Here is a 19112-nt window from a genome sequence, read left to right on the forward strand (position 1 = left end):
AAGAGAGGGGAAATCATATGGATCGGGCGGAAAGACCCTGGCTGTCTTCTTACGAACCGGAAGTGCCCCCCACGCTCGATTACCCGCCGGAAACGGTCGACAGTCTGCTTAAATCGGCGGCCGCGCGGTTCGGCAACCGGACGGCGATCTCGTTTTTCGGCCGGAGGACGAATTACCGCGAGCTTCTCCGCCGCTCGCTTCAGTTCGCGCACAATATCCGCAAGCTCGGGCTGCGGAAGGGCGACCGGGTGGCGCTGATGCTGCCCAATATGCCCGCCTACGTCGTCGCGTATTACGGCACGTTTCTGGCGGGAGGGGTCGTCGCCCAGACGAATCCGTTGTACACCGAGCGCGAACTCGAGACGCAGCTTGCCGATTGCGGCGCCCGCTGGATCGTCTGCCTGGATCTGCTGTATGCGCGGGTCTGCTCGGTCAAGCCGCGCACGCCGCTGCAGGCGGTGATCGTGACGGGCATCGCCGACGATCTGCCGGCGGTCAAACGGTGGCTGTACCCTTGGATGCAGAAGCGCAAAAAGGCCCCGATCGCCAAAATCCCCCCGAACGAGCCCGCCATCCGTTTATACCCCTGGCTGGATACGGCGGAAGCTCCCGACGATCCCGTCCACAACGCGCCCGACGATCTGGCGGTTCTGCAATATACCGGGGGAACGACGGGCCGTCCGAAAGGAGCGATGCTCACGCACGCGAATCTGACCGCCAATGTGAGGCAATGCCGGGCCTGGCTGCACCGGGCCCGGGAAGGCGAGGAGGTCGCGCTTGGCGCGGTGCCGTTTTTTCACGTCTACGGAATGACGGTGGCGATGAACTTCGCGGTGTCGATCGGCGCGACGATGACGCTGATTCCGAAGTTCGAGCCCGATCTGCTGCTCGGCGCGATCCGCGGCACCAGGCCGACGATGTTCCCGGGTGCGCCGACGATGTATCTCAGTGTGCTGAAGCATCCGAAGCACCGGCCCGGCGATCTCGCCTCCATCCGGGTATGCGTCAGCGGGTCCGCACCGCTGCCGCTCGATGTGCAGCAGGAGTTCGAGCTGAAATCGGGCGGCAAGCTGGTCGAGGGCTACGGGCTGAGCGAGGCTTCGCCCGTCACGCACGCCAATCCGATCTGGGGCGAGAACCGGACCGGGACGATCGGGCTCCCGTGGCCCGATACGGACTGCCGGATCGTCGACACGGATACGGGAGAGCCGCTTGGTCCCGGGCAGATCGGCGAACTGCAGATCCGGGGGCCGCAGGTGATGCGCGGGTATTGGAACAGGCCGGAGGAGACGGCGGCCGCGTTCGATGACGGATGGCTGCGAACGGGCGATCTCGCCTCGATGGACGAACAAGGTTATTTCCGGATCGTCGAGCGGCTTAAGGATATGATCAATTGCGGCGGTTTCAAGGTATATCCCCGCGAAGTCGAGGAAGTGCTGTTCGAGCATCCGGCGGTCCGGGAAGCGGCGGTCGTCGGCGTGCCCGACGGCTATCGGGGCGAAACGGTGAAAGCGTTTGTCGTCCGGCAATCCGGCGTGACGGAAGATGAACTGAACCGTTTCTGCCGGGAACGGCTGGCGGCGTACAAGGTGCCGCGCCAGTACGAATTCGTCGACGCGCTGCCCAAATCGGCCGTAGGCAAGGTACTGCGCAGGCTGCTGAAGGAACGAACCGAATCCGGTTCGGATGGGGAGGGCAAATCGTGAACGCATTGAACCTTACGAACGTTACCGTGCTCGGCGCGGGCGTGATGGGAGCCGGCATCGCCGCCCATCTGGCCAATTGCGGCTTGACGGTAACGCTGCTCGATCGGCTGCCGGACGGGACGGAGACCGGCGGCGCGGATCGGGGATCGCGCAGCAAGCTCGCGGAGGAAGCCGTCAAACGGCTGCACGAGTCGAATCCGGCCGCGCTGTTCGTTCCGGAGGCCGCGCGGCGCATCCGGCCGGGCAATTTCGCGGACGATCTGGAGGAGGCGGTATCCGGCGCGGATTGGGTGATCGAAGCGGTCGTCGAGCGGCTGGAGATCAAACGGCAGTTGATGGCCCAGGTCGCGCCTCTGCTGAAGAAAGACGCCATCTTGACGACCAATACGTCGGGCCTGTCCGTGCAAGCGATTGCCGAAGCGCTGCCGGACGAAGTCCGGAGCCGTTTTTTCGGCACGCATTTTTTTAATCCGCCCCGCTACATGAAGCTGCTGGAGCTGATTCCGGCGGCGGCTACCGATGCCGATACGCTTTGCGCGTTCGCCGCGTTTGCGGAACGGCGGCTGGGCAAAGGCACGGTTGCCGCCAAGGATACGCCGAATTTCATCGCCAACCGCATCGGCACTTACGGCCTGATGGTGGCGCTGGCCGAGATGGAGCGCTTCGGGCTGTCGGTCGAAGCGGTGGACGCGCTGACCGGAACGGCCATCGGCCGGCCCAAGAGCGCCACGTTCCGCACGCTCGACCTGGTCGGGCTGGATACGTTTTTGCATGTCATCGCCAACCAATACAACCGCTCCGCCGACGAAGCGGAGCGGTCGATCTTCGCGGCGCCGCCCCTGCTGACCAGACTGGCGGAAGCGGGCAGGCTCGGGGAGAAAACCGGGGCAGGCTTCTACCGGGCGGAACGGTTGCCGGGAGGGGGCAAAGAAATCCGCCAATTGGACCCGGCGACGTTCGGTTATGTGCCGCTCTCGCCCGAAGGCATCCGTTTTCCTTGCCTGACGGCGGCCAAAGCCGCCCGCAAACCGGCGGATAAATTGGCGGCGATGATTCAGGGCCGTGACGACGGTTCGCGGTTCGTCTGGCAGTTGGTCAAGCGCCTCTTCCTGTACGCGGCGGAGCGCGCCTTCGAGATCGCCGACGACGTCGCTTCCGTCGACAAGGCGATGAAATGGGGCTTCAACTGGACGTGGGGGCCCTTCGAGATGTGGGATTTGCTCGGCTTCGAGAACATCTGCCGCCGGATCGAAGCGGAAGGGGATTCCCTTCCGGAGTGGGTCGCGGCGATTCGGAGTGAGGGCGCGTCAGGCTTCTACCGGCGCGAGGGCGATTCGACTTCGTGGCGCGCCGCGGACGGCTGGCGTCTGCCGGCGGAACCGGAACCCCTGACGGAGACGGAAGCGCGTAAACGGTGCCGCGCGCTGCGGGGGAACGCAAGCGCCACGCTGGTCGACTTGGGCGACGAGGTGGCGGGACTTCTGCTGCATGCGCCCAGCGACGCCGTCGGGCCGGACGCGCTGGACATGATTCGCCGGGCGGTCGCCGAGACGGAACGAAATTACCGGGGGCTCGTGCTTGCCGGCACGGGCCGGCACTTCTGCGTCGGGGCGAATCTGATGCTGATGCTGAACGAAGCGGAGGACGAAAACTGGGACGGCATCGACAAGATGATCCGCGAGTTCCAACAGGTCGGGATGGCGATCAAATACGCTTCGCGTCCCGTCGTGTCCGCCCCGTACGGCATGACGCTGGGCGGAGGCGTGGAGCTGGCGATGCCGGCGGCGCGCGTGCAGGCCTCGGCCGAGACATATATGGGACTCGTGGAGACGGGAGTCGGCCTGATCCCGGCCGGCGGCGGGACGAAGGAGCTGCTTGTGCGGTTCGTTCAGGCGGCGGATTTCGACGGGAAGGTCGACCTCCAGCCGCAGGTCAACCGCGCCTTCGAGCTGATCGGCATGGCCCGGACGTCGACCAGTGCGGCGCATGCGGCGAAGCTCGGCTACTTGAGAGCTTCGGACGGCGTAACGTTGAACCGCGACCGGCTGCTGGCCGACGCCAAACGCGCGGTGCTGGCGCTCGATTCGCTGGATTACCGGCCCCCGGTCCCGGTGCCGGTCCGCACCGTCGGAACGCCCGGCTTCGCCGTGCTTCAACTCGGACTGTACCAGCTTCAGGAAGCCGGAAAAATCAGCGCGTACGACGCGCATATCGGACGCAAGCTGGCGCGCGTGCTGAGCGGAGGCGACGTTCCCGCAGGCACGCTCGTATCGGAACAGCACCTGCTCGATCTGGAGCGCGAAGCGTTCCTCAGCCTGCTCGGCGAGCCCAAGACGCAGGCGCGGATGCAACACATGCTGCGCACGAGAAAGCCGCTGCGCAATTAACCGTTGAAGGGGGGAGGTCTCGCATGAAGATGCGGGAAGCGGTTATCGTCTCGGCCGTGAGGACGCCGGTCGGGCGCGCGCACCGGGGCGTGTTCCGCCACGCGCGGGCGGAGGATTTGGCCGCCGCGGCCGTTCGATCGGCGCTGGGGCGCGTGCCGGCATTGGAGCCGGACCGGGTGGACGATGTCATCTTGGGCTGTGCGATGCCGGAGGGGGAGCAAGGACTCAATCTGGGGCGGCTGGTCGTCTTGCGGGCCGGGCTGCCCGACCGCGTATCCGGCTTAACGGTGAACCGGTTTTGCGCTTCCGGCCTGCAGGCGATCGCCTACGGCGCAAGCGGCGTTATGTGCGGCGGGCAGGACGCCGTCGTCGTCGGCGGGGTCGAGAGCATGAGCCATGTGCCGATGTCCGGCTTTCATCCCCAGCCGAATCCGGCGCTGATGGACCGGCGGCCGGAGGCGTATACGGCCATGGGCATCACCGCTGAACGGGTGGCCGAACGGTACGGCGTCGGACGCGACCGCCAGGACGCTTTCGCCTTCGACAGTCACCGCAAGGCCGCGGCGGCCCGGCGCGAGGGCCGGTTCGACGAGGAAATCGCGCCGGTCGCGCCCGAGGATGTGCCGGGGGCGGGTTTGGCGGCTCCCGTGACGGCTGACGAAGGCATCCGCGAGGACACCTCGCCGGAAGCGCTGGCCAAGCTGAAGCCCGCCTTCCTGGAGAGCGGCCGGGCCACGGTGACGGCGGGCAATTCCTCGCAGATGAGCGACGGCGCCGCGGCACTCGTCGTCGTGTCGGGCGAACTGGCGGCGTCGCTCGGGTTGCGGCCGCTGGCGAAGCTTCGCGCATTTGCCACCTCCGGCGTGTCGCCCGATGTGATGGGCATCGGGCCGGTCGAAGCGATCCCGCGCGCGCTGCGGCTGGCCGGTCTGCGCATCGAAGATATCGGCCTCGTGGAATTAAACGAAGCGTTCGCCGCCCAATGTCTGGCGTGCATCGACCGGCTGGAGCTCGATCCGTCCATCGTCAACGTCAATGGCGGCGCAATCGCCCTTGGCCATCCGCTGGGGGCGACGGGCGCGAAGCTGACGGCGACCTTGCTGCACGAGGCGCGCCGGCGCGGCGTCCGGTACGGCCTCGTCAGCATGTGCGTGGGCGGCGGCATGGGGGCTGCGGGCATATTCGAGATATTGGAATAAATGTTGAACCAGAGCGAAGGAGGCGACAGCGATGGGAGCAGCAGGCGGCGGAGCGTTTTTGTTGGGCGACACAAGCCCGGAGGGCGTGTTCACCCCGGAGGATTTTACGGAAGAACACCGGATGATCGCGGAGATGACGGAACAGTTCGTCGAGCAGGAGGTCCGGCCTCATGACGACCGGCTGGAAGCCCAGGATTTCACGTTGCTTGTCGGGTTGCTGCGCAAAGCCGGCGAGCTGGGGTTGCTCGGGGCGGACGTGCCGGAGGAATACGGCGGAAGCGGACTCGACAAGGTCGCTTCGACGCTGCTTACGGAGAAGCTGGTGAAAGCGGGTTCGTTCGCCCTCAGCCACGGCGCGCATACCGGCATCGGCAGTCTGCCGATCGTGCTGTTCGGCACGGAGGAGCAGAAGCGCCGGTACGTGCCCGATCTCGTCAGCGGGCGCAAGCTGGCCGCCTATTGCCTGACGGAGCCCTCGTCCGGTTCCGATGCGCTCGGGGCGCGCACGACGGCCGTGCTCGACGAAGCGGGCACGCATTATACGCTGAACGGCACGAAGCAGTTTATCACGAACGCAGGCTTCGCGGACCTGTTTATCGTCTACGCCAAAATCGACGGGAAGCAGTTCTCCGCCTTTATCGTCGAACGCGAATACGAGGGCGTCTCCACCGGGCCCGAGGAGAAAAAGATGGGCATCAAAGGCTCCTCAACGCGCGCCCTGATCCTCGACAACGTGCGGGTCCCGGCGGAAAATCTGCTCGGGGAGCCCGGCCGGGGCCACGTGATCGCCTTCAACATCTTGAACATCGGCCGCTACAAGCTGGCGGCAGGCTGCGTCGGCTCTTCGAAGTGGGCCTTGCAGCTTGCGGTGGAGTACGCGCGGAACCGCAGGCAGTTCGGCAGGCCGATCGCGGATTTCCCGCTGCTGCGCCAGAAAATGGCCGACGTCTATGCCCGGATTTACGCGGCGGAGAGCATGGTGTACCGAACCGCCGGTCTCATCGAGGGAGCGTTGTCTGGACTGTCCGGCGCGGACGCCGCGGATGCGAAGCAGGTGGCCCGCGCGATCGAGGAATATGCGCTGGAATGCTCGATCAACAAGGTATACGCCTCGGAATGCCTGGATTTCGCTGCCGACGAAGGGGTGCAAATTCACGGCGGGTACGGCTATATTCAAGAATATCCGATCGAGCGGATATACCGCGACTCGCGGATCAACCGGATTTTCGAGGGCACCAACGAAATCAACCGGCTGCTGATTCCGGATACGCTGCTGAAGCGCGCGATGAAGGGCCGGCTTCCGCTGCTGGAGACGCTCGAACGGCTGCAGAGCGAGCTGACGGAGCCCCGTCCGGAGCCGGACGGTACGCCGTTGTCCGAGGAAGGCATCATGCTGCAAGCCGGCAAGCGGCTGTTCCTGCTCGCCGGCGGAACGGCGGTGTCCCGCATACCTCCGGACCGGCTCGAACAGCATCAGGAGGTGTTGGCGAGCCTTGCCGACATGGCGATCGCCATCTACGCCGCCGAGTCGGCCTGGCTCCGCAGCCGCAAAGCGGCCGGCAGGGGAGACCGGGAGGAAGGCGTACGGCTCGACGCGGCCCGGCTGATCGTCGCCGATACGCTGGAGACGCTGGAGCAAAAAGCGAAGACCGTGTTGGCCGCCACGCTGGAAGGAGACGCGCTCCGCGTGCAGCTCGGCATCGTAAGGAGACTGGCGCGGTTCGAGCCGCTGAATCGGGTGGAAGTCCGCCGGCGCATCGCGGCCCGTGTGGTGGAGGAGGGCGGATATGTCGGATCTTGATCTGCTGAAACGGCTGGAGCAGGCGACGGAAGGGACGTTCTGGCACTTTCTCGGTTGCCGGCTGATCGGCTGGGACAGCTCCCGGACGGTTGTGAACCTGCGGGTCGAACGCCGGCATCTCAATCATCTCGGCGTGCTTCACGGGGGTGTTCAAGCCGCGCTGCTCGACAGCGCGATGGGGCTTGCGTGCGGCAAATCCCGTCCGGACGAACCGATCGTGACGACGAATATGTCCCTGCATTTCGTATCGCCGATGACGGACGGAGATTTGATCGTGGAAGCGCGGCTGATTCACGAGACGCGCACGATTATGACCGCCGAATCGCGATTGTATGCGTCCGACGGGAAGCTCGTCAGCATGGCGACGGGCTCCTACCGGATCGCCCGCCATCTTCCCGAGCCTCCGTCCCTCCGGTCGTCCGGCGGAGAGCGCAAGAACGGGTCCGGGGGAGCTAAGCCATGACCGCCGCGCTTCAGGCGCTGCAACTTATCGCGTTTCTTGCCGCGGTCGCCTGCGCCGTCTACTGCTTCGGTTATGCCGTGTCCGTCCGGATTCGCTATATCGGCTTGGGCCGGCCGGACCCTCCCCGGCCGGCCGGGTCTGGGGGCCGCCTCGACAGCGGCAGCGCGGAGCCTTCGTTCGCCGCGCAGGTGTTCGGACACCGCAAGCTGCTTAACGACCGCAAAAGCGGCGTGATGCACCTCGTTTTGTTCTACGGGTTTCTGCTGCTCCAGCTTGGCGCCATCGATCTGATCGGTCAGGGGTTGTCGAGGGAGTGGAGGCTTCCGCTCGGCCCGTTGTATCCGTATTTCGCGTTGCAGCAGGAGATCACGGTCATCCTCGTGCTGGCCGCGATCGCCTATGCCGCCTACCGGCGTTACGGGGAGAAGCTGCCGCGCCTGAAGCGAAACCGGGAAGCGGCGACGGTCGTGCTGCTGATCGGCGGGCTGATGCTGTCGGTTGCGCTGACGAACGGCTTCAAGCTGGCGTGGGACGGGGGACACCCGTCCCTGTGGCATCCGGTCGCTTCGGCGGTCGCCGCGTGCGTCTCCTTGCTGCCCGAAGCCGCGGCGGGCGCGTTGTTCTACATCGGCTGGTGGCTGCATTTGCTTATTTTGCTGGCGTTCCTCGTCTATGTGCCGCAGTCGAAGCATGCGCACATTCTGTTTGCCCCGTTGAATTTGTACGGACGCCGGAAAATGCCGCGCTTGCCGGAGACGATCGATTTCGATACGGCCGAAGACGAGCAGTTCGGAGCCGGAAGTCTCCAAGGGTTGACGAAGCATCAGTTGCTCGATTTGTACGCTTGCGTGGAATGCGGGCGTTGCTCCAACGTATGTCCGGCCACCGGCACCGGCAAAACGCTGTCTCCCATGCAGCTTATTACGAATTTGCGGGACCATCTGAACGCGGTCGGCCAAGCGGTGACGTCCCGGTCGCCCTGGATGCCGGCGGCCGTCTTCGCCGGGAAATCGCAAGGAACGCTGGCCGATCCGTCGCTGCGGATGGTCGGCGATGTGGTGACGCAAGCGGAGCTTTGGGCGTGCACGACCTGCCGGAATTGCGAGGACCAATGTCCGGTCGGCAACGAACACGTCTCTATGATTATCGACATGCGGAGACATCTGACGATGACGGAAGGCGACGTGCCCGGCACCGCCGCCCGCGTGCTGCAAAATTTGGAGCGGCAGGGCAACCCGTGGGGCTTGTCGAGACATGCTCGCCGGGATTGGATCGAGGAGCTTCGCCGGGAGGGGGCGATTGTGCCGGAGGCGCGCTCGGGGGAGCCGTTCGAGCTTTTGTTTTATGTCGGTTCGATGGGCTCTTACGATACGAGGGCCAAATCGGTCACGAAGGCGGTGGCCCGTCTGCTGGAGGCGGCAGGTTGCTCGTACGCCGTGATGGGCGAAGAAGAATGGAATTCGGGCGATACGGCGAGAAGGCTCGGCCAGGAATATTTGTATCAGGAGTCCGCCCGCGAGACGATCGAACGGTTCAAGAAATTCGGGGTCAGACGGATCGTGACGGCCGATCCGCACGCCTACCACGCGTTCCGCAACGAATATGCCGATCTGGGCATGCCGGACGGAATCGAAGTGCTGCATCATACCGAGCTGCTGGCGAGCCTTGTAAGGGAAGGCCGTCTGGTGCCGGCTGCCCGTCTGGACGCCGCCGCGACTTATCACGATTCCTGTTACCTGGGGCGCTACAACGGCAAATACGGCCCGGCCCGCGAAGTGCTCCGGGCGATTCCCGGTCTGGAGCTGCGGGAGATGGAGCGCTCGGGCCCCAACGCGATGTGCTGCGGCGCGGGCGGAGGCTTGATGTGGATGGAGGAGACGGAAGGGACGCGGATTCATACCGCACGGGCGGAGCAAGCGGTGGCCGTCGCTCCCGATGTCGTCGCAACCGCTTGTCCGTATTGCCTGACGATGATGCGGGACGGATTGACGCATCTGCAGCGGGAGCGGATCGAGACTCGCGATATCGCCGAGCTGCTGGCCCGGTCGGTATTCGGGCCCGCCGACGCGTAGATCCGGCCGAGCCCGCAGCACCGCCGCGCTCTCCCTTCCCGGGACGATGGATGCTTCGCTTCCTCTTCCTTCATTGGACTTGTTCGACCGGATGAAGTACGATGATTTCTAGCATCATCCAATCGAAGAGAGGAGGACGTGGCTGATGAGGGTCGCAATCGCAGGCGGCAGCGGATTTATCGGCAAACGTCTGGCGGATGCCCTCCAAGCGCAGGGCGACGAGCCGATTCTGATCTCCAGAACGGCGAAGGCCGGACAAGAACGGGGATGGAAGACATTAACCTGGGACGAATTGGAGCGGTTGGATCGTCCGTTGGCGCTCGACCCGCCCGACGCCGTCGTCAATTTGGCGGGGGAGACGATCAACCAGCGTTGGACGGCCGCAGCCAAATCCCGCATCATCCGTTCCCGCGTCGAATCGACGCGTCGGCTGTTCCGCTGGTTGCGCGCGCTGAACCGCTATCCTTCGGTGTTCGTCCAAGGATCGGCAATCGGCTATTACGGCGTATCGGAGACGGCAACCTTCGATGAGCAGTCGCCTCCGGGCGGGGGCGACTTTCTGTCGCAGGTCGCGCAGGAGTGGGAACAAGCGGCCGACGACAACCGCATCCCGGGCATCCGTCTGGTCAAGCTCCGTACCGGCCTCGTTCTCGACGGCCGGGAGGGCGCCTTGCCCCGCATCTTGCAGCCGTACCGATTTTTCACCGGTGGACGCATCGGAAGCGGCAGCCAGGTGTACTCCTGGATACATATCGACGATTTGATCGGCCTGATTCTATGGACGATCCGAACGGAGAGCGTCCAGGGCGCGGTTAACGGCACCGCGCCGTCGCCCGTAACCAACGACCGGTTCGGCAGGGCCGTGTCTTCCGTCCTCCGCAGACCGCACTGGCTGCCGGTGCCCGGTTCCGTGCTGAAGGCGGCGTTGGGGGAGATGTCGCTTCTGGTGCTGTACGGCCAGCGCGTCATCCCGTCCGCCGCGCTGGCGGGCGGATACCGGTTCCGGCATCCGGAGCTGGAGGAAGCGCTCCGCCATTTATTGCGCTGACCTTCCTCCGGCCGCGCGGGTCACTCCGCGTTTGTTCCGTTCCGGACGGCGGATCGAAATTCCTCCCGAATCGCGGCGACCAGCGCCGGATCGGCCAGCAGGTCGGCGGCCGTTCCGGCCAGCGCGCGTGCGCCCAGCAGCATCCCTTCCATCGCCCGGGGCTTCATCGCTTCGTCCCTGAACGCCTCCGTATGCAACTGGAGGCAGGAATCGACCACCTGCAGAAACGGATGAATCGAAGGGCACCGCCTGGAGACGTTGCCGAGATCGAGAGATCCGTGGTCTTCGCCTTCGTGAATGTCGGAGGGCGATACGCCGAGCTGCGTCAGATTTTTCGTATAGACGTCCGACAGCGTCCGATTGGTCACCAGCTCGTCGTAGGAGTATTCGTAGTTGAAATAATGCAGTTGGCATCCCGTCTGCAGCGCCGCCCCCTCCGCGCAGCGAATCACCTTGCGCACGACTTCGTCCGTTGTCGGACGGGTCGCCGAGCGCACATAAAACTGGGCCGATGCGAAGTCGGGGATAATGTTGGCGGCTTTCCCTCCGTTCGTGATGATGCCGTGAATCCGGACGTCCGGCGTTAATTGCTGACGTAAAGCATTAATGGCATTAAATAATTGGATAACGCCGTCCAAAGCGTTGATTCCTTCGTGCGGAGCGGCAGCCGCATGAGCGGCCCGCCCGCGGAAATCGAATTGCAGCGCGTCCATCGCGAGAGAACTGCCGGATTTTTCGTGCCGGTAATACGGATGGGCCATCAGCGCGGCGTCTACGTCGTCGAACCAGCCTTCGGCCGACAGCGGGACTTTGGCACCTTTGGTCTCTTCGGCAGGCGTGCCGTATACGCGGATTTCCCCTCCGAGCTCCTCCGCCGCGACTTTGGCTCCGATCGCCGCGGCCGAACTCATCACGCCGATGATATGATGCCCGCAGGCATGGCCGAGCTCGGGAAGCGCGTCGTATTCCGCCAGAAAGGCGATCGTCGGCCCCGGCTTCGACGAACGGTAGGTCGCCAGGAAGGCGGTCGGCAGGCCGAGAATTCCCCGCCGCACCTCGAATCCGTTGTCCTCCAGCAGAACCGTCAATTGGCCCGAAGCGAAAAACTCCTCGTGACCCAGTTCGGGATTGCGGCCGATCTCCAGCGAAATGTCTTTGAACCGGTTCGACAACCGGTCGATCTCCGCATAGATTTTGCTTTTGTCCATCCGCAGAAAACCTCCCTTTCCATTCCTTATATTGTAGCCCGAAACGGCCCGGAATGCGAATCGGGCCGGCCTCAGCCGGCAACGCGTTCTGTGATTGGCGATCGTCATGCCGCACCGCGCGCTTGGAGCTGTGCACGGTGCGGCCGATCCTTCCGCGCGCGAAAGCGCCCGTTCCCGACGCCTATGGAGCCGCCCGCAGCTGCGACAGGCAGCCCGGCTTTGGTGTATAATGGGGACGAACCCAACAGAAAAGGACCGAACGAGAGCTATGTCGATGTCAGAACGTTTACCCGCCGCGATCGCCGCACGGCTGGAGGCGGCAAAAAAGCGGCAATCGCCGAACTGGACCGAAGAAGAGCAAACATACATCGGCTCAGGGGGATACATCCCGCCGGAACCCGAAATTTTCACGGATGCGATCGTCGCCTTGTGCATGGGCAAGCATGTGCTTCTGCAGGGGCCGACCGGGTCGGGCAAAACACGGCTGGCGGAATCGATCTCGGCCGCCTTGGACCGGCCGATGCTGATGATCAACTGCTCGGTCGATCTGGATGCGGAAGCGCTGCTCGGCCACAAGACGCTGGTGGAGGAGAACGGGCGCAGGACGATCGGCTTCGTGCCCGGCCCCGTCATACGCGCCATGGAACGCGGCTACCTGCTGTATATCGACGAGATCAACATGGCGAGACCGGAGACGCTGCCGATCCTGAACGGCGTGCTTGATTTCCGCCGCAGCCTTTATAATCCGTTTACGGGAGAAACCGTCCGCGCGAAGGAATCGTTTGCGGTGATCGCCGCCATCAACGAAGGGTACGTAGGCACGACGCCGATGAACGAAGCGTTAAAAAACCGGTTTGTCGCGATCGACATTCCTTACCTGCAGGGCGAGCGGCTGGCGGAGCTGATCCGCACGCAGTCCGAACTGAAAGACGAGAAGCAGATCGCCCGATTCGTCACATTGTCGTCCGACTTGACGTACCAAGCGAAGGAAGCGCTGCTGTCGGAGGAGGCCGCTTCGGTGCGGGCGCTGCTCGACGCCTGCGATCTCGCCGTCTACCTGCCGCCGCTGCGGGCGATCAAGCGGGCGATCGCGGACAAGCTTGAGGACGCATCCGAACGGCAGCTTGTCATGTCGCTGGCGGAGACGATCTTCGAAAGAGAGACGCCGGCATGGGTCTGATCCAATTTTCCGGATACGACACGCAGCCTGAGATTCTCCTGGCGTTGCGGCAACTGGCCCGCGCCTTGTCGCGCAATCCGAATCTGGACGTCGTGTTCGGCTATCACGCGAGGATGCTGAGACTCGCCGGGCAACTGGAAATCAGCCGGTTCTGGGATACGGTTCCGGCCTCGGAACGGCAGGACGGGTATACGAGCGACGTATACCTTAAAGCGTACGCGGAACCCCGGTTTACGCAGATCGAAGCGCTTGAACGCCTGCTTCGGGAGAGTCAGGACACGCCCAATCCCTCCTGGTGCAGACAATTGTTTCTGCTGGGCGAGGAGCTGCGCATCGAACAAGCCGCCGTCCGGGAGCGGAACGGCATGCGCCGGACCTTCGCCGTCCGCAGGAAGGCGCTTCGCCGCTATTATGCCGGACGCGTCGAATATCATGCCGGCCGGGGTCAATGGAGCGACGCCGCGCTCTGCATGATGTTCGCGATGCTGACCGCCGAGGACGGCCCGCCCGTCTGGACGCTGCCGCCCATCCTGGAACAAGTCCGGAGCTTGGCGGAACGGCGCCTGTACGACCTGTACGAGCTTCCGGATACGGCAGGCGTCGCCGGATGGGCGGCGGATCTGACGGAGATGCTGGCGCAATGGCTGTCGAAGCCCTGCGCGATGACGTACTGGTCTCCGTCCATAGACGGACCGGAACCGGCATCGAACCCTCCGGGGACAAGCGCCTCGTCCAAAAAAGACCGGCTGGAACCAACCTCGGCGGCGCAAACCGTCAGCAAGAAAACATCGCAACGGGAAGAGACGTTTGCCCTTCGGCCAAGAGACGAACGGCACGCGTCGGAGCCGATGTTGAGATTTTCCCTGAATCGCGGACCGAACGGAGGGTGGCTGGGCAACCGGGACGTCCGCCGGGGAGACGCGGGGGACCAATCGCTTGCCATCGTCCAGGGAACGTCGGAGGACAATGCGGGAGGGGCCGGACAGGAATCGGCTCCCGCGGCCACCTTGTCCGACGATGTCAGCGTCAGAAGCGCCAACAGCGGCGTCCCGGCACCGGTCCGGGGCGTATACGCCGTGGAGCTGAAGCCGAAGCGTCCGACCGGTCCGGACATGGACCGCTACCGCCGGTACGTAGCGGAGGTCGCGCCGCTGAAACGGCGTCTGCGCGTGACGCTGAAGAAACATCTGGAGCAGAAGCGCCTGCAATCGTCAAGAGCCCTTCATGCGGGCCGGCTCGGCCGCAATTTGACGGACCTGTGGATCGAAGAGCTGCCGCGCTTGTTCGTCAAGCGGAATCAGCCGTCGCCGAAGTGGGACGCGGCGATTGTGCTGCTTGTCGACTGCTCCGCGTCGATGGCGGACAAAATGGAGAGGGTGCAGGCCGGACTGACGCTGCTGCATGAAACGTTATCGTCGCTGGCCGTTCCCCACGCGGTCTGCGGATTTTGGGAGCCGCAGTCCATTCGCGTAAGCGGATCTTCGGGAGGCGGCATCCCCAACTGCTTCCTCCCGGTTATTCCTTTCGAGCGGAGTCTGTCGAAGCAATCGGGTCCGGAAATCTTGCAGTTGGAGCCGCAGGAAGACAACCGCGACGGGTTCGCGATCCGACACGCCGCGTCGTGGCTGCGCGCCCGGCCCGAACGGCGGAAATGGCTTATCGTCTTCTCGGACGGCCAGCCGTCGGCCCAGGATTATGCGGAAGTCGGCGTGTTGGATACGTACGAGGCGGTTCGGGAGACGCGCAGGGACGGCATCGACGTGTTCGGGCTCCACCTGGCCGGGCACAGCCCGTCCGACAAAGAGATTGCCGCGATGCGCGCCGTCTACGGGCGGGCCGGGGCGGTCGTCCCCGATCTCGCAAGCTTGCCCGACCGGCTGCACCGGTTGCTGAAGGCGTGGCTGATCCGTCCCGGAAGCTGAAATCGGGCAAGCCGGCACATAGTTCGTTCGCTGCCACGGCATGCTATGCCCGTGGAGGTGAACCAGACCATGCCGAAAAACAAGAGCACCAAAACGGACGATCAACAAAACCTCTCCAGCCTGACGGAAGAGCCCGTCACGTTGAAGCCGTCCAAAGCGGGGCCTTATCCCGCCAACCTGAACAACATCAATAAAAATCACCCTTGAGTCCGATGAAAGAGGGGCCGGCGCGCGCCGGTTCCTCTTGATATGCGCTTCGAGCGGACCATTCGTCAGGCGGTCTGTCCGTGCGGCTGCAAAATCGACCGGATGAACCGGATTCGGGTCCGGATATAGAAGTCCAGGGAAGCCCCGCGCAATTCCGACGGACGCACGGTTCTGCGGGTGTCGTTGTCGATGATCTGAACCGAGCCGTCCCGGAACAACTTGAAGGTGTAATCGTCCCATTTGTCCGAAATACCGTCCAATACCGATTCCATTTGCTCGCTCGTCAGCGACCCGCCGTTCTCCGCCATCCTTTTCAGCCAGTAATCCCTCTCGATAAAGCGGTGAATTTCCCATACTTGCGTCATATCCGATCCCTCCGATCCTGCTCATCGCCATTGGCGAACGTTTGTTTGCATTCAGTATACCAAACATTTGTTCGTTTGGGAAGAATGAATTTTGGTTGAAGCGCCTCTTAAACGCTTGTCTGTCTGCGGCGGCTTGTCTATAATGGGGGTAACTTTGACGGGAGCGTGAACCAGCCAGTTGGACAAGCCGATCCTGCTCTTGGACATGGACTCGGTCATCGTGGATTTGATGACGGAGTGGCATCGCAGATACAATGAGGACTACAACGACAATTTATCCGTGGAGAAACTGGCGAGCTGGGAATCCGAGCTTTACGTCAAGCCCGAATGCGGAACGAAGATTTACGATTACCTCGATCAGCCGGGGCTGTTCGCCAATCTGCCCCCGGTTCCGGGAGCCATCGAATGTCTGTACCGGATGCGCGACGACTACGAACTGATTATCGTAACCAGCAGCAGAACTTACGCTTATACGGAGAAGGAGCAGTGGGTGGAGCGCCATTTGCCGTTTATCGGCAAACGCAACCTCATCTTCGCTCACCGGAAGGAATTGATCCGCGGAGATCTGCTGTTCGACGACGCCCCGCACAATCTCGAAGATTTTGCGGCAACCGGACGGCTGGCGATCGCCATGGACTATCCGTATAATCGCAATGTGAACGTTCCTCGCGTTAACAACTGGGAACAGTTCGAACGGTTGGTGCCTGTTGTGCTGAATATGACGGGGAGACGGTCGCCATGAATACGGATGTGCTGATCATCGGCGGAGGGCCTGCGGGCTTGTCGGCCGCCATATGGTGCAAACGCTTGAATATTCCCCATATCCTGCTGGAGCGAAAACCGCGATTGGGCGGCCAGCTCCACGCGATCCACAACCCGATCGTCGATTATCCCGGGCTTGAGGCCGCGAACGGCGCCGAGCTGGCCGAACGGTTCGTGGCGCACCTCCGGGACATTCGCGCCGTCGTCAGGCTAAACGCGGAAGTGGAGAAGCTCGACCCGGACAGCCGCACGGCGTGGGTGCGCGAGACGGGCGAAGGGCGGGACGGGCCCGTCTCGCCAATCGGATTCCGGGCCGTTATCCTTGCAACCGGCGCGCGCGACCGGCGTCTGAACGTGCCCGGCGAAGCCGAAATGCGCAGCCGCGGCGAGATTTATTCGGCGACCCGCGACGCGGGCCGGCTGTCCGGCAAGCGCGTGGCCGTAGTGGGGGGAGGGGATCGGGCGTTCGAGGGCGCCTGGCTGTTGGCCGAGGCCGGGGCGCAAGTCCTGCTGCTGCACCGGTCGAAGCGATTCCGCGCCCGCGCCGAGCTGATCGAGATCGTAACGGCCCATCCTCGGATCGAAATTCGCACCAACGCCGTCGTCACCCGCATCGAAGGCGAACGGAAAACCGAAACGATCGTCATCCGCGACCAAAACGGCCAAGACGTTCGCGAACCGGTCGAAGCCGTGCTGGTGAGAATCGGAGTGGAGGCGGACAGCGACCTGCTTCGGCCGTATGTGCGAACCGGCGCCGACGGCCGCATCGTCACCGACGCCACGGGCCTCACGTCGAGGAGCGGCTGCTACGCGATCGGCGATGTGTCGACGGAGCCGGTCTACTCCAGCATCGTCTCGTCAGCCGGGCAAGGCATGGCCGCCGTCAAGCATATTTTGTACCATTCGGGGTTGTACCGGCCCCCGGGCCCGTGAATCGGCCCGGTTCGTTCCTTCAACCAACGATTACACGCAGTGTGCGCCGTAACGACCGCGGTTATGCGCTTTCAGGGACGGCGAATCGACGCAAAGGGGATTTCGCTTATGATTACGGTTCGACATTTGGGTAAATCGATAAAAGGCGAAACCATCCTGCGGGATGTGAATCTGCATATCGAAAACGGGGAGTTCGTCGTGTTCGTCGGGGCCAGCGGCAGCGGCAAATCGACCCTGCTTCGCTGCTTGTCCCTGCGGGATTCGTGGGATCAGGGCACGGTCATGCTGGACGGCAAGGACCTCGGCGAGCTGAACGGATTTCAAAAGTTTCTGCTGAAGCGGAAATGGGCTTATCTGGCCGAGCAAGCGCCCTTGAATCCGAACCGCACGGCCCACAAAACGGTACTGGGCGGATTGTGGGACAAATTTCCGCTTTGGCGCAAGCTGACCGGCAGAGCGGGGGTGGACGATCACGTTCTGGCGATGGATTATCTGGAGCAAGTCGGACTGCTCGACAAGGCGGACAACAAAATCTCGACGTTAAGCGGGGGAGAAAAACAGCGGGTGGGCATCGCCCGGGAGCTGGTACGCGGGGCGAAGGTGCTGTTCCTGGACGATCCCGTCGCGGGCTTGAATCCGCAGGCCGCCGAGCAGGTGCTCGCGGGCCTGCGCTCCCTGTGCGCCGAACGGGGGGTCACCGTTATCTCGACCTTCCCGCAGTTGGAGTGGGCGGAGAAGTACGGCACCCATCTTGTCGGCATAGCGGACAAGACCGTCGCGGTCGACGTGAAAAACCGGCGGCTGACGATGCGGGAGAAGCAAATTATTTTTCAATAGCGTCCGAACCCGCGCTGCGTCTTTTGGCGCTCATGTGAGCGGCGATCGCGGCGCCGTGCCAGCGGCCGTTCTCGATAAAAATCTCGTTGGCATCCGTGCCCGCGGCGATAACTCCGGCGATATACAGATTCGGCACGTTTGTTTCCATCGTTTCGGGATCATGCGCGGGAACCGTCGTGACCGGGTCGACGATGACGCCGAGATCGGTCAGCATGCGCCGATCCGGACGGAATCCGGTAAGCGCCAGAACAAAGTCGTTGCCGATTTCAAACGTTTCGCCGTCCTTGCCTCTCACGACGATATGAGCCGGTTCGATGCGGACGACCTGGGATTCGTACAATACCCGCAACCGGCCTTTTTCCACCATGCTCTCGAAGATCGGGCGTACCCACGGCTTAATGTTTTGCTTCTCCGGGGTTCCGCGGTAAATCATCGTAACCCGCGCGCCCGCCCGCATCAGGTCGAGGGAAGCGTCCACAGCCGAGTTGTTGCCGCCGATTACGGCCACGTCCGTAAAGGCGTAGGGATGCGCCTCCTTGTAATAGTGGGTGACCTTGGGCAGATCTTCTCCGGGGATGCCGAGTCGGTTGGGAGAGTCGAAGTAGCCGGTGGCTACGACGACGGCTTTCGTATCGAGCGGCGTGTTGTTTCCGTTCGCGCTCTCGATTCCGAGCCGGAAGCCGCCTTCCGGCAGCCTGGAGATGGAAGTGACCTCGCAGTAGTTGCGGATGCGGACGCCCGAACGCTCGGCGACCGTCCGGTAGTATTGCAGCGCATCCTGACGGGTCGGCTTTTCGTTGGGCGTCGCAAACGGCACGCCCCCGATCTCCAGCAGCTCCGGCGTGCTGAAAAACCGCAGGTAGGTCGGATATAAGTAAATGGAGTGCGCCACATTATATTTTTCGACGAGCAGAGGATCAAATCCGCTTCGCTGAAGCTCGATTGCAGCCGAAAGCCCGCATGGGCCCGCTCCAATCACGATGACTTGTTCCATGTTCCTGAACCTCCAAATCGGTGATGTA

Annotated in this window: 16 protein-coding genes; 13 read left to right on the forward strand and 3 right to left on the reverse strand. The window is 63.4% G+C overall.

The features are described from left to right. Positions 1-17 precede the first annotated feature (17 nt). From FE781_RS08295 to FE781_RS08325, 7 genes are all read left to right on the forward strand, one after another. Positions 18-1706 (forward strand): long-chain-fatty-acid--CoA ligase, encoded by a 1689-nt coding sequence (locus FE781_RS08295; RefSeq protein WP_138789146.1) that lies wholly within the window; start codon positions 18-20, stop codon positions 1704-1706. After that, positions 1703-4093 (forward strand): 3-hydroxyacyl-CoA dehydrogenase/enoyl-CoA hydratase family protein, encoded by a 2391-nt coding sequence (locus FE781_RS08300; protein WP_281281881.1) that lies wholly within the window; start codon positions 1703-1705, stop codon positions 4091-4093. Before FE781_RS08295 ends, FE781_RS08300 begins: the two co-directional genes overlap by 4 nt. A gap of 29 nt (positions 4094-4122) precedes the next feature. Beyond that, on the forward strand, positions 4123-5292 hold the full coding sequence (locus FE781_RS08305) for a thiolase family protein (RefSeq protein WP_138789190.1): 1170 nt from the start codon (positions 4123-4125) through the stop codon (positions 5290-5292). A gap of 31 nt (positions 5293-5323) precedes the next feature. After that, positions 5324-7093, forward strand: a complete 1770-nt coding sequence (locus FE781_RS08310; protein WP_138789147.1) for an acyl-CoA dehydrogenase family protein — start codon at positions 5324-5326, stop codon at positions 7091-7093. Then, a complete protein-coding gene (locus tag FE781_RS08315) occupies positions 7080-7556 on the forward strand; it encodes a PaaI family thioesterase (protein WP_138789148.1) in 477 nt (158 codons plus the stop codon). Before FE781_RS08310 ends, FE781_RS08315 begins: the two co-directional genes overlap by 14 nt. Continuing rightward, the gene (locus tag FE781_RS08320; RefSeq protein ID WP_138789149.1) at positions 7553-9628 is read left to right on the forward strand and encodes a (Fe-S)-binding protein; all 2076 of its coding nucleotides are present in this window, start codon (positions 7553-7555) and stop codon (positions 9626-9628) included. The genes FE781_RS08315 and FE781_RS08320 overlap by 4 nt, the downstream gene beginning before the upstream one ends. A 145-nt stretch (positions 9629-9773) precedes the next feature. Beyond that, complete coding sequence (locus tag FE781_RS08325) at positions 9774-10676, forward strand: TIGR01777 family oxidoreductase (RefSeq protein WP_138789150.1); 903 nt, start codon at positions 9774-9776, stop codon at positions 10674-10676. A gap of 20 nt (positions 10677-10696) precedes the next feature. Here FE781_RS08325 and FE781_RS08330 read toward each other — a convergent pair whose 3' ends face one another. After that, a complete protein-coding gene (locus tag FE781_RS08330) occupies positions 10697-11884 on the reverse strand; it encodes a M20 family metallopeptidase (protein WP_138789151.1) in 1188 nt (395 codons plus the stop codon). A 268-nt stretch (positions 11885-12152) separates the two neighbouring features. Here FE781_RS08330 and FE781_RS08335 point away from each other — a divergent pair, with 268 nt between their 5' ends. The 3 genes from FE781_RS08335 to FE781_RS17425 all read left to right on the forward strand — a co-directional run bounded on the left by FE781_RS08335 (position 12153) and on the right by FE781_RS17425 (position 15193). Further along, entirely contained in the window at positions 12153-13064 is a 912-nt protein-coding gene (locus FE781_RS08335; protein WP_138789152.1) for an ATP-binding protein, read from the forward strand. Beyond that, complete coding sequence (locus FE781_RS08340) at positions 13055-14986, forward strand: vWA domain-containing protein (protein ID WP_138789153.1); 1932 nt, start codon at positions 13055-13057, stop codon at positions 14984-14986. Before FE781_RS08335 ends, FE781_RS08340 begins: the two co-directional genes overlap by 10 nt. A gap of 69 nt (positions 14987-15055) precedes the next feature. Next, complete coding sequence (locus FE781_RS17425) at positions 15056-15193, forward strand: hypothetical protein (RefSeq protein WP_170209465.1); 138 nt, start codon at positions 15056-15058, stop codon at positions 15191-15193. Positions 15194-15258: 65 nt separating this feature from the next. Here FE781_RS17425 and FE781_RS08345 read toward each other — a convergent pair whose 3' ends face one another. After that, entirely contained in the window at positions 15259-15558 is a 300-nt protein-coding gene (locus tag FE781_RS08345) for a hypothetical protein (RefSeq protein ID WP_138789154.1), read from the reverse strand. Between the two features lie 178 nt (positions 15559-15736). Between FE781_RS08345 and FE781_RS08350 the strand changes: the two genes are divergently transcribed. The 3 genes from FE781_RS08350 (at position 15737) to FE781_RS08360 (ending at position 18090) form a co-directional block, all read left to right on the forward strand. Continuing rightward, on the forward strand, positions 15737-16300 hold the full coding sequence (locus tag FE781_RS08350; protein ID WP_246068105.1) for a 5' nucleotidase, NT5C type: 564 nt from the start codon (positions 15737-15739) through the stop codon (positions 16298-16300). Further along, positions 16297-17253, forward strand: a complete 957-nt coding sequence (locus FE781_RS08355) for an NAD(P)/FAD-dependent oxidoreductase (RefSeq protein WP_138789155.1) — start codon at positions 16297-16299, stop codon at positions 17251-17253. The genes FE781_RS08350 and FE781_RS08355 overlap by 4 nt, the downstream gene beginning before the upstream one ends. Before the next feature lie 108 nt (positions 17254-17361). Next, positions 17362-18090 carry a phosphonate ABC transporter ATP-binding protein gene (locus tag FE781_RS08360; RefSeq protein WP_138789156.1) on the forward strand — a complete coding sequence of 243 codons (729 nt, stop codon included), beginning with the start codon at positions 17362-17364 and terminating at the stop codon, positions 18088-18090. Here the strand turns inward: FE781_RS08360 and FE781_RS08365 are convergent. After that, the gene (locus tag FE781_RS08365; protein ID WP_138789157.1) at positions 18077-19084 is read right to left on the reverse strand and encodes a YpdA family putative bacillithiol disulfide reductase; all 1008 of its coding nucleotides are present in this window, start codon (positions 19082-19084) and stop codon (positions 18077-18079) included. The two genes, FE781_RS08360 and FE781_RS08365, sit on opposite strands and share 14 nt — an antisense overlap. Between the last annotated feature and the right edge of the window lie 28 nt (positions 19085-19112).

Source organism: Paenibacillus thermoaerophilus, from assembly GCF_005938195.1.
Taxonomy (GTDB): domain Bacteria; phylum Bacillota; class Bacilli; order Paenibacillales; family Reconciliibacillaceae; genus Paenibacillus_W; species Paenibacillus_W thermoaerophilus.

Excerpts from the sequence above, each read along its gene's own strand:
- FE781_RS08295 (WP_138789146.1), top strand. The coding sequence starts at position 18 with ATGGATCGGGCGGAAAGACCCTGGCTGTCTTCTTACGAACCGGAAGTG.
- FE781_RS08305 (WP_138789190.1), top strand. The coding sequence starts at position 4,123 with ATGCGGGAAGCGGTTATCGTCTCGGCCGTGAGGACGCCGGTCGGGCGC.
- FE781_RS08310 (WP_138789147.1), top strand. The coding sequence starts at position 5,324 with ATGGGAGCAGCAGGCGGCGGAGCGTTTTTGTTGGGCGACACAAGCCCG.
- FE781_RS08315 (WP_138789148.1), top strand. The coding sequence starts at position 7,080 with ATGTCGGATCTTGATCTGCTGAAACGGCTGGAGCAGGCGACGGAAGGG.
- FE781_RS08320 (WP_138789149.1), top strand. The coding sequence starts at position 7,553 with ATGACCGCCGCGCTTCAGGCGCTGCAACTTATCGCGTTTCTTGCCGCG.
- FE781_RS08325 (WP_138789150.1), top strand. The coding sequence starts at position 9,774 with ATGAGGGTCGCAATCGCAGGCGGCAGCGGATTTATCGGCAAACGTCTG.
- FE781_RS08330 (WP_138789151.1), bottom strand. The coding sequence starts at position 11,884 with ATGGACAAAAGCAAAATCTATGCGGAGATCGACCGGTTGTCGAACCGG.
- FE781_RS08335 (WP_138789152.1), top strand. The coding sequence starts at position 12,153 with ATGTCGATGTCAGAACGTTTACCCGCCGCGATCGCCGCACGGCTGGAG.
- FE781_RS08340 (WP_138789153.1), top strand. The coding sequence starts at position 13,055 with ATGGGTCTGATCCAATTTTCCGGATACGACACGCAGCCTGAGATTCTC.
- FE781_RS17425 (WP_170209465.1), top strand. The coding sequence starts at position 15,056 with ATGCCGAAAAACAAGAGCACCAAAACGGACGATCAACAAAACCTCTCC.
- FE781_RS08345 (WP_138789154.1), bottom strand. The coding sequence starts at position 15,558 with ATGACGCAAGTATGGGAAATTCACCGCTTTATCGAGAGGGATTACTGG.
- FE781_RS08355 (WP_138789155.1), top strand. The coding sequence starts at position 16,297 with ATGAATACGGATGTGCTGATCATCGGCGGAGGGCCTGCGGGCTTGTCG.
- FE781_RS08360 (WP_138789156.1), top strand. The coding sequence starts at position 17,362 with ATGATTACGGTTCGACATTTGGGTAAATCGATAAAAGGCGAAACCATC.
- FE781_RS08365 (WP_138789157.1), bottom strand. The coding sequence starts at position 19,084 with ATGGAACAAGTCATCGTGATTGGAGCGGGCCCATGCGGGCTTTCGGCT.